The organism is Vibrio satsumensis, from assembly GCF_050337435.1.
Classification (GTDB): Bacteria; Pseudomonadota; Gammaproteobacteria; order Enterobacterales; family Vibrionaceae; genus Vibrio; species Vibrio satsumensis.
Genome location: NZ_JAKJSX010000007.1, coordinates 269666 through 284767, shown reverse-complemented (window position 1 = coordinate 284767; position 15102 = coordinate 269666). Strand labels below are relative to the sequence as shown.

Genomic DNA, 15102 nt, shown 5'->3' with positions numbered 1-15102 from the left:
ACGCGCCTAGACTATTCACAGATCAAACCTTCAACCTTAAGTACGCTAACTGGAGATCGCTCTCATGCAAGGCTTAGAACTCGCAATTTTTATGCAATTCTTCCTTGGGCTTGTTGCTGCCGTAAACCCAATCGGCATCATGCCTGTTTTTGTTTCTCTTACTGCTCATATGCCGCCAGAAGAGAGGAACAGGACAGCCTTACAAGCAAACATTGCTGTTGCCGTGATCCTCATTGTCTCTCTTGTTGCGGGGCAAATGCTGCTTGATATGTTTAGTATCTCGCTGGACTCATTTCGTGTTGCAGGTGGTTTACTATTACTGAGCATCGCATTTTCGATGATGAGCGGTAAGCTCGGTGAAGATAAGCAGAACAAACAAGAAAAATCTGAATACATCAGCAAAGAGCAAATCGGTGTTGTTCCACTTGCTATGCCGCTAATGGCAGGTCCGGGTGCAATCAGCTCGACCATTGTTTACGGGTCTCGCTACCCTGCTGCTATTGATACGGTAGGAATCGGCATTAGCATCATCGCATTCGCAACATGCTCTTGGCTTTTGTTCCGTTCAGCACCAGTTATCGTTCGTTTCCTAGGTCAAACGGGTATCAACGTGATCACTCGTATCATGGGTTTGATTCTTGGCGCATTGGGCATCGAGTTCATCGCCAATGGCTTACGTAATTTGTTCCCAGGTTTGGCATAACGTTTAACGGCATTTCGGTTGCTCTATAAAGGGCAACAATATTGAAATATAGATGAGGCGAGTAAAGCAATTGGGCTTTCACTCGCCTCGTTATTATGAAGCTAGTATAATGACTGTTAATGCATTTAACAGAAGATGAATCTCTCCTTATGTCACGCAAGCCACTCAAGCATCATTTGTACGTCATTATCTTTGGTACTCACACGCCTGCCGGACGTGCATTTGATATCTCTCTGATCGTTGCAATCTTGGCTTCGCTGTTAGTTCTAATCTTAGAGTCCATTCCTAATGTAATGAGTGAATGGTCACAACAGCTGCGTTATATCGAATACACCTTTACTGCACTCTTCACTCTTGAGTATTTGTTGAGGCTTTATTGCTCTCCAAAGCCAAAATCTTACGCTACTAGCTTTTATGGTGTCGTTGACCTATTAGCGATTCTTCCAACCTACTTAACGATCATCTTCCCTGGCGCTTCGTTTATGGGTGTGGTGAGGCTGCTTCGTGTGATGCGTATCTTCCGAATCCTAAAACTGGTTCGCTACCTGCAAGATTCCAATATTCTGTTGCGCTCACTGTTAATGGCAAGACGAAAGATACTGATCTTCTTCAGCACCGTTGGGATCTTAGTCGTTATCTTTGGTGCTCTGATCTTTGTTATTGAAGGACCAGAAAATGGCTTCACTAGTATTCCTCACAGCATCTATTGGGCAATCGTGACCATCACGACAGTGGGATATGGTGACATGGTGCCGCAGACCGCGTTAGGTAAAGCGATCGCTTCTCTGACCATGCTATTGGGTTACTCTATTTTAGCAGTGCCGACAGGGATTATTACTGCAGAACTCAGTAATGAAATGAACTCACACAAAGAGTTGGTTAAGTGTCCTAACTGCAACCGAGCGGGTCATGATTCTGACGCCATGTATTGCAAACACTGTGCAAGTGAATTGGCAGATCCAGACAAGCGTGTCGTCACCGACAAGACCGAATAAAACCAAAAAAGAGCTCCTAAGAGCTCTTTTTGTTTTCTTAACTATCTAACAGCCATCTGTGAAAACTTCCACTTGGTAGTCATCATTTGCTTCCATCGCAGCCGTGTATTTCACATAGCATTGGGTCTTCTCGATAGAGGTATTGAAGTCATTGGGAAGAACGTCCGACAAATATTCCGATCGGGTAATCAGCCACAAATCAGGGTCGCCAACAGACCCATTATTATGTGCAGCCCAAGTCCACTCTTTCGTTAAATCATGGTACCCAGAATCAATCGCCAAAAAGTTTTCCATTCCCCCTTTTTCAACAGCAGGGTAGCCAAACTGTACGCTTCCGTAGTTTGGTACGAGGTAACGTTCTTGGTCTTCCATTCCTGCCACAGCTGCTTTTTCGAATGCTAAATCCGCTGCGGTATGGACTGATGCCCCTAACCCTTCCATAACCGAAGCCCTAGCATCATGTTGTATGTTTAAAAACCTAGGTGCTGCAACAACCGATAAAACACCAATAATGACGATAACAACAATCAACTCGATAAGAGTAAAACCTTTAAGGTTTGCTTTCATTTTCTAGCTCCAACTTTAAGACGCACGAAAGGTAAGGTTTTAAAGTCAGGCTTCTGTCATCAGAAACAAAAAAAGCGCCCTAAGGCGCTTCTTCGTTAATTATTCTCAAAAATGAGGCAGTTACGCTTTCTCAGCAAGGATAATGCGCAGAGTACGACGTAGTGGTTCTGCAGCACCCCAAAGCAATTGGTCACCAACCGTGAATGCGTTTAGGAAGTCGTTGCCCATCGACATCTTGCGCAGACGTCCGACTGGTACAGACATAGTGCCTGTTACTTTCGCTGGTGTTAGCTCCTGTGCCGTGATGTCACGGTCATTAGGGATCACTTTAACCCAATCATTGTGCGTTGCGATGATCTCTTCGATCTCGTCCATTGGCACGTCTTGCTTAAGCTTGATCGTTAGTGCTTGAGCGTGACAACGCATTGCACCGATTCGTACACAAGTACCATCGATAGGAATCGGTTGACCGTCTAGACCAAGAATCTTGTTCGCTTCAACACCCGCTTTCCACTCTTCTTTGCTCTGACCGTTTTCACGCTTCACATCGATCCAAGGAATCAGTGAGCCCGCAAGTGGAGCACCAAATTGGTCTGTTGGGAATGAAGATGAACGAATCGTATCAGCCACTTTCTTATCGATATCAAGAATTGAACTTGAAGGGTTCGCTAACTCAGAACTTACGCTGTCGTTGATCACACCCATTTGTGAGATCAGCTCACGCATGTTCTTAGCACCCGCACCAGAAGCTGCTTGGTAAGTCATGGCACTCATCCACTCAACCATGCCTTTCTCGTACAGGCCACCTAGAGCCATAAGCATTAAGCTCACAGTACAGTTACCGCCAACGAAAGTGTTGGTGCCGCTGTGAATGCCTTGCTGAATTTGAGCCAAGTTAACAGGATCAAGAGTGATGATTGAATCAGCGTCCATACGCAGAGTAGAAGCTGCATCAATCCAGTAACCTTTCCAACCTGCTTGACGCAGTGCTGGGTATACTTTTGATGTGTAATCGCCGCCTTGACAAGTAATCACAGCATCAAGCTGTTTTAGGCTATCAATATCAAAAGCGTCTTGAAGTAGACCCGCATCTTTACCACCTAGAACAGGGGCAGGAATACCAATCTGAGATGTGCTGTAATAAACAGGCTCAATCAAGTCGAAGTCTTTCTCTTCAACCATACGTTGCATCAGTACAGAACCCACCATACCGCGCCAACCAACTAGACCTACTCTCATCGCTCACTCTCCATGTATAAATTAAAAATTGCTCTCCCCCATCTATAAGTTTTTCAGAAACAGAACTCAAGTGCTTTTTGTCAAAAAGTGTAACTTTTTCGTTTCTTTTAAGTGAACGTAATGAATCGTGCAGTTATCTCTGTATCGACATTCCATCTCCACCTCATTGATTAAGCGTCCATTATCGTCAAATTCAAACATTTACATCGCCAAAACCGGTTCAATCGACGCTCATCACAAACAGTAAATCCCTCTTTCAAACCAAGGTTAATCAGAATTTTATTTTACAAAACGAAAACAACGTGCGACAGATTTCAACATGTAACAATCATGAATTTAACAAAATTTTAGATTATGAAACCACAATTGATTGAGTTAACAGTCAAATATCACAACTTGGACGTATTTTTTCGATATAATAAACTAATTACTGTAGTGTCCGTTTTGTACCACACACTATAACGAAGCACTATAAATGCTCGAAATCACAAGAGGCTTTTATGAAGCAGAGTAAAACTCGCCTACCGAACCTATTGCAGGTATTCATCGCGTTAGGACTATTTCTATCCCTTGCTTTTTCCTTTACAGCAAAGCTTGACCTTCCAATTCAACTTGCCTTGTATATTGGCTGGTTCATTATCATGGTTCTTGGTATTCGTCTTGGACACCAATACAAAGACTTAGAAAAAGCAGCACTCAAAGGAATATCCAATGGCTTAGGCGCGGTTTTAATACTTTTAGCCGTTGGCGCTCTTGTTGGTACTTGGATCTCAGGCGGGATCGTACCTACTATCATTTACTATGGTCTGAAAGCTATCCACCCTTCTATCTTCCTTTTAGCGACCATGATCATCTGTTCTCTAACCGCATTGGCAACTGGTACTTCTTGGGGCGCTGCGGGTACAGCAGGTATCGCAATGATGGGTATCGGCCAAGGTCTCGGTGTTCCAGCGCCGATTACTGCGGGTGCAGTGCTGTCAGGCTGTTACTTCGGTGACAAGATGTCTCCGCTTTCTGATTCAGTGATTCTGGCTTCTTCAATGTCTGGTGTTGAAGTGGTTGAACACATCAAGGGCATGTTGCCAGTTGCGTTAATCAGCTACGTGATTACAGGCATCATGTTTACTGCGTTTGGTTTCCACTACGCGGGCAACGTTGACATGAGCCAAGTAGACTCTGTAATCAAAGCGATGGAAGTTCAGTTCTACATCACCCCTTATTCATTCGTTCCAGTACTTATCGTGCTTGGTCTGTTGGCTTTCCGTATGCCTTCCTTCCCGGTCATCAGCTTTGGTTCTTTGCTGGGTATTATCTGGGCAGTCATGATCCAAGATATCGACTTCCTAACGGCATTCAACACTGCTTGGGCACCGTTCTCAATCTCATCTGGCGTAGAGTTTATTGATTCGATTCTTAACCGTGGCGGCATGTCTTCCATGCTTGGTTCGGTTGCGGTTATCGTATTTGGTCTAGGTTTCGGTGGCTTACTGGATAAAGTGGGCGTACTAGAGACAATCGCTAAAGTGTTTGAGCGCCGCGTAAACAGCGCAGGCTCACTAGCGACTAGCACCATTGGCACGGCTTTCATGGGTAACGTATTCGGTTCTGCAATGTACGTATCGTTAATCCTTACGCCAAAAATCTGTGCGAAAAACTACGACCGTTTAGGCTACAAACGTAAGAACCTATCGCGTAATGCTGAGTTTGGTGGCACGTTAACGTCGGGTATGGTTCCGTGGAGTGATAACGGCATCTACATGGCGAGTATTCTTGGCGTTGCGACGCTGTCTTACGCGCCGTTCATGTGGTTAAGCTTCATCTGTATCATTGTAACTATCGTGACGTCTTATATGGGTTGGTTCGTTGATAAGTGTGAACCAACAGCACCAGCGTTTGAAGCTGAAGAAGCGACAGAGCTAAGCAAGCAACAAGCTTAAGTTCATGGGCTAACACTTTCGAACGTAACTCAAAACGTTAATGGTATAAATGCAAAAAGAGCGCCCTAGAGCGCTCTTTTTTATCGGTTTTTTACTTGTTTGCGGTTCGCTTACCCAACCAGTAACCGATGCCTAACGGTGCGAAGAACACCACCAAGATAAACAGAATAAAGTAAATAATCACACCCTTGATTAGCTCCATCAGCTTATCAATCGCAAGCACAACCACTTCTTGAGAGACACGGTCTAAATCTTGAGTGAACAGCTCTCTTTCTGATGTCACAATACCTGCAATCTCGAGACGCTCTTTCTCAATCATCTGAACTAACGCTTCTCTCTCACGCGTAACCATCTTTTCCAGAGCGACACGTTCATCGCTCAGCATCGCCAATTTTTGGTCTGTTTTATCGCTGAGGTCGTTGAGCAATGGCTGCATTTCTGCCGACATAATAGAGGCTAGTGTTTGCATGTATTCAGGGTTATTTTCAATAAAGTCCTGCATGCTAGCTGAGGTTTGGCGAAGGCTTTCTAGTGTCATAGACAAATCTTCACCCGTGAGTGAGCTATTCATCGCCACCAATTCGGCTTTCCAAGACATCAGTTTTGGCGTTTGGTCCGCCATTAGGCTTAAGCGGTCTGATGCATCGCTCATGGCTTCTGGCATAGTACCTAGGCTCTGAACGATCTGTGATTCATCTTTACCAAGGTAAGCTAGCCATTCTCGATAAGCAGGCGTACTTCTGAAGGTAAGGTCTTTAAAAGGATTGTTCGCGGCAAACTCTGCAACGAATGCTTTGCTCTTTTTGAAATCACTTGAGCTCAATGCGCCCTTTGCTAGCTTCTCAGCTTCTTGGTCAAGAAAACGCGCTGTTTCTACAGCATCATCGGTCACGAACAAATCAGCACCGTCACCTTGTGCGTAAAACTGATTCATTTGAGCAGTGAACACCCATGAGTCAATTAGGGCTGACATAGGAGAAGTTTGATAAGCGGCTTGCTGTAAGCCTTGCTCTGCGTGGATCTTCCAAAGCAACACATAAGATTGATGTAAGGTGTTATCAGCAGGGTAAGATTGCGCGATTACGTCCGCCGAGTCTTCTACTCTTGTAAAAAACATCTTGGCGTATTCACGCGTCATGAGGCGAGCATTCAGCTCTTGTTGAGTGAGAGGCGTCGTCTGACTATCTAACTTAACTTCTAAGAGAGAACAACCACTTAGCACAATGCTAAGCACCAACACCATCCAACTTCGACTCGAAACTCGTAACATATAAACCTCTGACAAAGACTAAGGGCGCGGATTGTATGAGCACTTCGTCAGAGTATTGTCAAAATCCCTGCAAAAGTTAACGTTGATTATCTAAATATGCATGAGCTGAATCTACCGAGGCTTTTATTGCCTGCTCGAGCTCTGTTAAATCATGCTCACTGATGGCTCTGGACTGCTTCATTGTCATTTCAATACTTGCGGCAATAATCGCTAATCGAGACGCTTTAATGCTACCAGCTACGCCTTTTAAACTATGTACAATGCGAGCTGCGGAGGTTTCATCTTTGATCAGCAAAGACTTAAACTTCTCGTAGTCACCTGCGTGATCTTGTACAAAGACGCCAAGCAACAATTCGACAGACTCAGCATCACCATCGAGCGTCTCCAACATGTCTTCAATATCAATCGCAGGCTTAGAGTCCGTCACACTGGCAATGTGTTTCTCCGACATTGGCTCGTCTATCGTACCAGGTTGACTTGCAGGGATCATATTTTGTTGAGGTTGATATTCTGGTTGCTGATTCAATACGGTTTCAGGTACCTCAGGCTCTTTCTCAAACTGGTTAGTTGCCGAGGGAGTCGAATCAACGCTACTTTCTGAAAACAATTCATCTTCCTTATCGGAAAGATTAACAACCTTTTCTTTGCTAGGTTCAGGGGCTATACCCTGTTCTGCTTTGGGCTGCAGAGCCGCTTTTCTCACACTAACACTCCACACAACCAAAGCGCTCATCGCCACTAAGCTCAAGCCTAACATCACAAGTAAAAGGTTAAACTGACGCTCATGAAACTCAGCTTCAAGTTTAATGATCTGCTCATTCACTGAGTTTTTCTTAATCTTATCGACCAAATAATTGAGCTGGGCGTAATCACTCAACAATGCTGAAGCATCAGCCAATAGCTGTTGAAGTGCATCTTGCTCTTTGGTTTTTAATGAATAAGATTTTTCTAGAATAGAATCAAAGGCACGATAAGTGGCAGACGAACTTTGACTGTCAGAATACATCGCTTCAAAGACCACTACGCCGAATTCGTTTAGGAGTGGTTTTAACTTAGGGGAAAGCTCTTTATCCGCACGCAAGATCTTAATGTTATCAACGATGTCTTGAACTTGGCTTTCGATCGGGATGAACTCATCGAACTTTTCTAGGAACTGATCGGCTACGTACAACAGTTGGTTCACATCAGGGCGAAACAAAGCGTGTTGAAAATCAGATTCAATCTGCAGTCGGATTGAATAAACCAACTGAGCATCGAGTGCTAGATCATTGATACGAGAGACTCGAAGCGGTTCTGAGAAATAAAGTGATTGCCTCAACTCGTTGACTCGAATACCGAGCTCTTCGATTTGAGCAAGAGAATTGGTGTAGGAACGGCTTAAATTAAGAAGAGCCAATGAAGGAAGTAGCCACAGAGCCAAGAGCACAACCAAGAAGGTGGCTGGTTTTTTAAAGCGTTTGGGCTTTGCTACTGATTGTTCCATCTATATTCCTTGTGCGTGTTAACTTGAAGCCATGACAGTAGCTAAAAGATTAAGCACAAAATAAGCGACAACATCCTGCTGCCGCTTTTATCCGTTAACTTCCGACTATGACTTATTGCGAGTCAATTGGTCACGTAAGTTCGGTGGTGTGCCTTTAATCGTTAGCGTGTCTGTCTCCGGATCGTAAAAGATACGTTCGCCTAGAAGCAGACTATCAAAACTAACATTCAAACCGCCCCCAGCACCAACAAATTTTGTTAGTTTACGCATAGTTGCACGATCGGCTGGGAAGCTGTCTTCTAACTCGTAACCTTGCTCACTAGTATAGTCAAAGAAACTTGTGCCATCTGTGCTTGCTGGTAACTCTCCAGAAAGTTCACGAACTTGCACTTCATCGCCCGCTTTAAGCTGCTCGTTACAGTAATCCGCAACCTGCTTTTTGTAGCTGATCGCTTCTTCTTTTTCTAATTTAGAGTCAGAAACGAAATCTTCTACCGCTTGCATCAGTACTTGGTTTTGCTGTTTCGCATCCAGACCCACTTCAGCTTGTAAGAAATCTAAGAAGAAATCCGCGACTTTACGGCCAACACGTCCTTTAATGTAAGTTAAATAACGGTTTGACTCTTTATCAGTCTCATAAGTAGAAAGGTCTAGGCGAGCCGCGATATCCATTTTTGAGATATCAAGGTAATCCGTCGCACTAATATCTAGCCCTTCAGTTACCTTTAGGCTTTGGTTTGAAGGCAGCAAACCAATGAATAGATAATCTGTTGCAAGTGACTGATATTCAGCCATTACCAAGATACCTTCGTCAGCAAATGGGTATTTTGAAAGCTCATCTTTTAGACGTTGCGCACTCTTTTGAGAAAAATCGTAAAAGTTTGTCTCACCAGCACGAAGTTGGTGCAACCACTGCTGAAATTCGCTGTCAGATTTGAAAGAACCAAACCCTTTGCCTGCTTTTGAGTTAAAAACACGGTGAAGTTCAGCAACCAGACTTTCAGATGAAGCATCGTTTTCTAGAGATTCAGCACGATAGTTAACAATCAGTTCATCCTGATCGTTCTTGCTCAGCTGGTGTAAAATTACGTTGGAAAGGTGAAGGCTCATAGTGAAAATATTACCGTTCAGGTTTCAGTTGTCGTGCATAGTAGGTTATCATAAGCCGCTTTTACTATCATTATTAGAGTCCTTATGCCGATTATATCTAAATACACAGATGATCAAGTTGAAAAAATCCTAGCTGAAGTAGGTGCTGTACTATCTAAGCACAAAGCTTCACCAGAACTTTCACTGATGATCGCTGGAAATATCGCAACCAATGTCTTAAATCAGAATGTTGCTGCTTCACAACGCAAAGGAATTGCTGAAAAATTTGCCGAGGCTTTAATTTCTTCTCTTGAAGATAAAAAGTCTCACTAAATTTGATTGACGGATAAAAGAATTATAAATGGTAGACAGCGCAAACTCATATAGCGATCGTGTATCTCGACTGGTTGGTTGGGGTCACTGGTTTGCATTTTTCAACATCATTGCTGCGATGTTGATTGGTACTCGTTATATTACTCAATCTGCTTGGCCAGAAACCTTGCTAGGTCAATTCTATTTGGCTGCATCGTGGGTTGGTCATTTTGGCTTTTTAGTGTTCGCGCTCTATCTATTAGTGCTGTTCCCGCTCACTTTTATTCTTCCGTCGAGGAAGTTATTACGTTTGGTTGCGGTTTGTTTTGCGACCATAGGTTTAACTGTCCTACTGATTGATACCCAAACGTATCAAAATATAAACCTCCACCTGACGCCTGTTGTGTGGGAGGTTTTATTCAGTGGAGAGGAATCTGCATTCACGTCTGATTTGCAGCACCTCTTCATTGTTATGCCGCTCATCTTCTTGCTACAGCTTGGCTTATCTGAATGGGTTTGGCGTAAGCAGCGTAAACTGTCTCATAAACACATTGGCCGTCCAATTACTGCCGTATTCTTCTTGTGTTTCATCAGCAGCCACCTGACCTACATGTGGGCTGATGCGTATTTCTATAACCCAATTACTAGCCAGAAAGCGAACTTCCCACTGTCTTATCCAATGACAGCGAAAAGCTTTATGGAAAAACATGGTCTATTAGACCGTGAAGAATATCTAGAACGTTTGGAAGCGAACAAAGGCAATGTAAACCTCGTTAGCTACCCACTAGAAGAAATTCAGTACAACCGTCGTAGTGATGATCTGAACATCCTGATGGTGAGTGTGAACAACCTTCGCTCTGACGCACTGAACGAAACATCAATGCCTAGCAGCTATGCATTCGCACAACAGTCGATCAACTTCACCAACCACTACAGTTCTAGTAACGACATGTTTGGTATTTTCGGTTTGTTCTATGGTCTTCCGAGCAGCTACGCGAGCAGCATCGAAGCCCAAGGCTCTAGCGCGGTATTACTCGATGTTTTAGATAATCACAAGTACAAGTTTGCTGCGTTCAGTGGCGACAACTTTAGCGATGCTCTTTACTCGGATATCATCTTCCGAGGCCGTGATGTGATGCCAGAACAGGCAACGTATGATGACCAGAGTGCAATACAAGCTTGGTCTGACTGGATTCAATCACCGCAAGCGAAGCGCCCTTGGTTTAACTTTATTGAACTGACCACACTGGATAACTTCGCCAGCTACGATTCAAGCTCTGAATCAAACTCAACGTTAACCACAGCGGAACGGTTTACTGCAGACTATCAAAAATCAGCTCAAGCCGCCGATGCTCAGCTAGCAACAATCTATGCGGAGCTAGAGCGCTTAGATCTAACCGACAACACGGTTGTAATCATTACCTCTAACCACGGTACTGAGTTTAACGAAACCAAAACGAATAGCTGGGGTGCAAACTCCAACTACAGTCGTTATCAGTTACAAGTACCACTGTTTATCAGCTGGCCTGGTAAGTCTGCTTCTGAGTACACTCACCGTTCTAGTCATCTAGACGTATCAGTAACTCTGATGCAAGAGCTATTGGGTGTATCTTCAAGCCCGACTGATTTCAGTAGTGGTCGCAGCCTGTTTAATGAGCGTAAGAGAAAGTGGATTCTCGCGGGTGACTCTCGTGAACTTGCTCTGATTACTGACAAGCAAACTACTGTGTTAGATAAATTTGGTAACTACAAACTGTACGATCAGAATTACAAGCGCCTGAAAAACGTAAGCCCTCGCTTACCGGTGTTGATGCAAGGCCTCACTGAGCTACAGCGTTTCTACACAAAAAATGATTAAATGATCACCAAAAATAAAAGGGAAGCCAGTGGCTTCCCTTTTTTATTGCCGTTAATGACTAGAAAACAAGCAACAGAACAAAATTATGAAAATTAGGGGTTTACAAGGTCCTCTGCCCCTTATATTATTCACGCCACTGGAGGGATGGCTGAGTGGTCGAAAGCACCGGTCTTGAAAACCGGCAACCGTTAATAGCGGTTCTAGGGTTCAAATCCCTATCCCTCCACCACATTAAAGAAAGCCGCTGAGAAATCAGCGGCTTTTTTGCATCTGGGGTTTATCACTTCTCTTTGTACTTCATCACCAAACTTAATCATCCAAAAGAACTTGCCCAATAGCATTACCATCAAACTTCCACTTTCTTTGTCACTCACTCACAAGTCCACACCAGCATTTCAACCATTACACCGTTATGTCGCTAGCCTAAGATGTTCGCACTGCTCGCTTTAGCCCGATTTAGCGAACACCAATAAGAAAACCATCAAAAAAGCATAATAAATAGCCACTCAACACAAAAACATCGAAAAGCGTTCATAAAAAAAGCAGTCAGTTAATAAGGGTATTTACAAGCGAGAGCCTCCCTTATATTATACGCGGCATCGGAGGGATGGCTGAGTGGTCGAAAGCACCGGTCTTGAAAACCGGCAACCGTTAATAGCGGTTCTAGGGTTCAAATCCCTATCCCTCCACCACATTAAAGAAAGCCGCTGAGAAATCAGCGGCTTTTTTGTATCTGGAGAAAACCCGAGTTTGTCACGTCAAACATTCACTTCTAGTGCCGCTTTCAATAATTGCATGTGAATAGGAACCAGATCTTCATGCTGTGTTCGATAGCCACCACCAACAACACATGCCATCGGGATAGATTCTGATTTCGCTAAGTCGATCATCAAGCAGTCGCGTTCAAATATCCCTTGTGTAGACACATTCAAATAGCCTAGTTCATCGTCTTGATGGATATCGATACCCGCATCATAAATAATGAGATCAGGTTGATGGTGAGCAATCGCCAGCTTGGTGACTTGCTCAAAACAACGCAGAAACTCTTTATCTTCTGTTTCACGACTTAACGGCACATCTAAATCAGATAGCGGTTTTCGTGCAGGGAAGTTTTTATCGCAGTGGAACGACAAAGTAATGATGTCGTCATTATCTTGGCAAAGAGTCGCAGTGCCATCACCATGATGAACATCGCTGTCGACGATAAGCACTTTATCGATATGTTCAAAGGTCAGCGCATGTTTTGCCGCTAAAACCAGATCGTTCAACAAACAAAATCCGCTACCAAAATCATGGTGTGCGTGATGATAACCACCACTCAAATGAATCGCTAAACCACTCTCTATGGCCATTTCAGCCGCTAAACAAGTTCCTCCACTTGAGTAGAGTGTCCTTTCGATCAGTTGCTCACTCCACGGGAACCCGATGCGTCTCATTTTGGCCGCTGGCAAATTACCAGACACAAGTAAATCGACATAGTCACTATCGTGTACCTGTTTTACTTGCTCAACCGAAACCGGCGTTGGTTGAAACACTTCAAACTTGCTCTTCCATCGAGGTTCGCTATCCATTCGTTTCTCAACAGCACTATATAACAACTGATATTTGTTGATTGGGTAACGGTGACCTTCTGGTAAAGGTAACTGCGAATAGATTGGGTGGTAAATTAAAGGAATCATAATCAGGTTAATTGCGTATCTTTCTCAAAATCATAACAGTCTCAGCCTAGGCGACAACCTTAATTAATGATAATGGTTATCATTATATTAAGTTTCAAAAAGAGACAGCAATGAGAAACCTAATACTCATCTTTGGGGTGATCTGCGGCTCAGTAACAGCAGTAATGATTTTTGTAGGAATGTTAATGGCCAGTTGGTGGAGCGTTGATTTTCTCGTGTTAAGCCATCAAACTTAACTAATTGAACTGAAAAGGAATCACCATGAGCGTAATTTTTATTACTGGAGCGAACCGCGGCATTGGCTTAAGCCTGACTCAGCAGTACTTGAAAGGTAACCACAAGGTGTACGCGACTTATCGTGAAGCCAATTCAGCAAAAGAACTGCTCTCACTCGCAAAGCACAACAGCAACCTAACCTGCATTCAATTAGAGATAACCGATTACCAAGCAGTAGGCCAACTCCCCTCGCAAATGGAACCGATTGATATCTTGCTCAACAACGCTGGCTACTATGGTCCTAAAGGTTATGGGCTGGGTAATACCGATGTCGAAGAGTGGCGTCGTGTTTTTGAAGTCAACACTATTGCTCCGCTGAAACTTGTCGAAACGCTATTGCCTTTATTAGAAGACAGCGATATCAAAAAGGTCGCTTGTTTATCCTCTAGAGTCGGCAGTATGACTGAGAACACCTCAGGCGGCGGTTATATCTATCGCTCCTCTAAAGCCGCTCTAAACTCCGTGGTGAAGAGCCTAAGCAACGACTTAACCGAGAATGGCTTTACGGTGTTAGCACTGCATCCAGGTTGGGTACAGACTGAAATGGGCGGGCCGAATGCTCTGATCGACACCGACACTTCAGCATCCGGCCTTATTAAAGTCATCGAGTCAGCGAATACCGAAGTGAGTGGTCACTTCTTCAATTTCGATGGCAGCGAAATAGACTGGTGATCCACAGATGAATGCAGGGCCTCTCTCAAACCTAGTTAAGCACTCAACGCTGTTTTGTCTGACAGTGATGCTAGCTGGCTGTTTCAGTAATGGCCCCGGCGACTTGTTCGACGACTATCAAACTAAGGTCGCCAGAGTACAAGATGCAAAAGAACTCAATGATGACTGGGAGTTTGAAAACCTACCGAGAAAGCGAGAGCTGTTGCTTGACGTGCCCTCACTTTCTATCGGTCTCATCGACAGTTATCAACTTCGACAATGTGGGTTATTCAATCTGATTGCAGAAAGAAATTCCGTACTTGGAAAAGTCGCCGACGAGTTCCGGAATTACGATTATCAAGTCGCTCTACTGGAAGGTGTTGGTAAGTGTTTATCTAATAACGAATTAGATCCAGAGATCGTAGAATTACTCAGAGAAATCGAGCAACAGAAACTCGCACAATTTCCACTGCACCAATGGAATCTAATCTATGCCAGTGAAGCGATGCAGTCGCAAATGCGTGGTAGTCAGTGGTTACGTGCTGATATCGGCGATCAGGTACGACAAACCAGTGATGCCTTAGAACATATCAATCAAGCGTTAAACGTTCCGCTCGTTTCAGGCAAGACTACTGAGGTTCAAGAAGTATTAGAGAAGAGCTCTACGCTCGGGGATTTATACTACTCGCTCGCCCGTACCTCAGCTGAGCTTGATACCATCACCAAGCAACTCACTACTTTTGATGCCAACATCATCTGCGGGAAGCAGCGAGACACCACTAAGTTTCGTTATCTCAACAATGTATTCGAGCAGCAATACATAGGTAAGGTTCAGCCTTACATGGCGCAGCTGGATGGCTTTTACCAGCAGTTAGCCCCGCAACTAGGGATGTTTGACGCGCAACCTGACCTGCACAGTTATTACTTTCCCATCAAAGATGCGCATCAAGCCTTTCGATCATCCACTCGCCGCCATGTTGATTATTGGCAACAGCTGTTTAAGCGCTGCGGACGCAAAGTCGGTCGTTAATTCCAGTATCGCC

General features: G+C 44.1%; 14 protein-coding genes and 2 tRNA genes. 9 read left to right on the top strand and 7 right to left on the bottom strand.

Translation table 11 applies throughout. The features are described 5' to 3' along the window. Window positions 1–64: 64 nt before the first annotated feature. The gene (locus tag L4C44_RS10580; RefSeq protein ID WP_004734056.1) at window positions 65–703 is read left to right on the top strand and encodes a YchE family NAAT transporter; all 639 of its coding nucleotides are present in this window, start codon (window positions 65–67) and stop codon (window positions 701–703) included. A 149-nt stretch (window positions 704–852) separates the two neighbouring features. Then, on the top strand, window positions 853–1698 hold the full coding sequence (locus L4C44_RS10575) for an ion transporter (protein WP_428804992.1): 846 nt from the start codon (window positions 853–855) through the stop codon (window positions 1696–1698). A 45-nt stretch (window positions 1699–1743) separates the two neighbouring features. Here L4C44_RS10575 and L4C44_RS10570 read toward each other — a convergent pair whose 3' ends face one another. Together L4C44_RS10570 and asd are read right to left on the bottom strand one after the other, a co-directional pair. Continuing rightward, window positions 1744–2265, bottom strand: a complete 522-nt coding sequence (locus L4C44_RS10570; protein ID WP_428804991.1) for a prepilin-type N-terminal cleavage/methylation domain-containing protein — start codon at window positions 2263–2265, stop codon at window positions 1744–1746. 120 nt (window positions 2266–2385) lie between these two features. Next, complete coding sequence (gene asd / locus L4C44_RS10565; protein ID WP_017629874.1) at window positions 2386–3504, bottom strand: aspartate-semialdehyde dehydrogenase; 1119 nt, start codon at window positions 3502–3504, stop codon at window positions 2386–2388. Window positions 3505–4004: 500 nt separating this feature from the next. Here asd and nhaC point away from each other — a divergent pair, with 500 nt between their 5' ends. Further along, the gene (nhaC, locus tag L4C44_RS10560; RefSeq protein WP_017063453.1) at window positions 4005–5441 is read left to right on the top strand and encodes a Na+/H+ antiporter NhaC; all 1437 of its coding nucleotides are present in this window, start codon (window positions 4005–4007) and stop codon (window positions 5439–5441) included. A 91-nt stretch (window positions 5442–5532) separates the two neighbouring features. On the opposite strand, the gene L4C44_RS10555 is transcribed toward nhaC, so the two are convergent. From L4C44_RS10555 to yejK, 3 genes are all read right to left on the bottom strand, one after another. Beyond that, window positions 5533–6711 carry a chemotaxis protein gene (locus L4C44_RS10555; RefSeq protein ID WP_428804990.1) on the bottom strand — a complete coding sequence of 393 codons (1179 nt, stop codon included), beginning with the start codon at window positions 6709–6711 and terminating at the stop codon, window positions 5533–5535. A 76-nt stretch (window positions 6712–6787) separates the two neighbouring features. Next, window positions 6788–8194 carry an Hpt domain-containing protein gene (locus L4C44_RS10550; RefSeq protein WP_428804989.1) on the bottom strand — a complete coding sequence of 469 codons (1407 nt, stop codon included), beginning with the start codon at window positions 8192–8194 and terminating at the stop codon, window positions 6788–6790. Between the two features lie 105 nt (window positions 8195–8299). After that, a complete protein-coding gene (gene yejK / locus L4C44_RS10545; protein ID WP_017061190.1) occupies window positions 8300–9304 on the bottom strand; it encodes a nucleoid-associated protein YejK in 1005 nt (334 codons plus the stop codon). An 84-nt stretch (window positions 9305–9388) separates the two neighbouring features. Here yejK and L4C44_RS10540 point away from each other — a divergent pair, with 84 nt between their 5' ends. The 3 genes from L4C44_RS10540 to L4C44_RS10530 all read left to right on the top strand — a co-directional run bounded on the left by L4C44_RS10540 (window position 9389) and on the right by L4C44_RS10530 (window position 11682). Next, entirely contained in the window at window positions 9389–9616 is a 228-nt protein-coding gene (locus L4C44_RS10540; protein WP_017068253.1) for a YejL family protein, read from the top strand. A 28-nt stretch (window positions 9617–9644) separates the two neighbouring features. Continuing rightward, a complete protein-coding gene (locus L4C44_RS10535; protein ID WP_327783639.1) occupies window positions 9645–11453 on the top strand; it encodes a DUF3413 domain-containing protein in 1809 nt (602 codons plus the stop codon). 138 nt (window positions 11454–11591) lie between these two features. Next, window positions 11592–11682 (top strand) — tRNA-Ser (locus L4C44_RS10530). Here the strand turns inward: L4C44_RS10530 and L4C44_RS10525 are convergent. After that, window positions 11669–11827, bottom strand: a complete 159-nt coding sequence (locus tag L4C44_RS10525; RefSeq protein WP_372383956.1) for a hypothetical protein — start codon at window positions 11825–11827, stop codon at window positions 11669–11671. The two genes, L4C44_RS10530 and L4C44_RS10525, sit on opposite strands and share 14 nt — an antisense overlap. Before the next feature lie 227 nt (window positions 11828–12054). Between L4C44_RS10525 and L4C44_RS10520 the strand changes: the two genes are divergently transcribed. Continuing rightward, a tRNA-Ser gene (locus tag L4C44_RS10520) sits at window positions 12055–12145 on the top strand. Between the two features lie 66 nt (window positions 12146–12211). Here the strand turns inward: L4C44_RS10520 and L4C44_RS10515 are convergent. Then, window positions 12212–13132: a histone deacetylase family protein gene (locus L4C44_RS10515; RefSeq protein ID WP_428804988.1), complete on the bottom strand. Its 921-nt coding sequence runs from the start codon at window positions 13130–13132 to the stop codon at window positions 12212–12214. A gap of 261 nt (window positions 13133–13393) precedes the next feature. On the opposite strand from L4C44_RS10515, the gene L4C44_RS10510 reads away from it, so the two are divergent. Both L4C44_RS10510 and L4C44_RS10505 read left to right on the top strand, forming a co-directional pair. Then, on the top strand, window positions 13394–14080 hold the full coding sequence (locus tag L4C44_RS10510; RefSeq protein WP_146492266.1) for an SDR family oxidoreductase: 687 nt from the start codon (window positions 13394–13396) through the stop codon (window positions 14078–14080). A 7-nt stretch (window positions 14081–14087) separates the two neighbouring features. Beyond that, the gene (locus L4C44_RS10505) at window positions 14088–15089 is read left to right on the top strand and encodes a DUF3080 domain-containing protein (RefSeq protein WP_428804987.1); all 1002 of its coding nucleotides are present in this window, start codon (window positions 14088–14090) and stop codon (window positions 15087–15089) included. Window positions 15090–15102 lie beyond the last annotated feature (13 nt).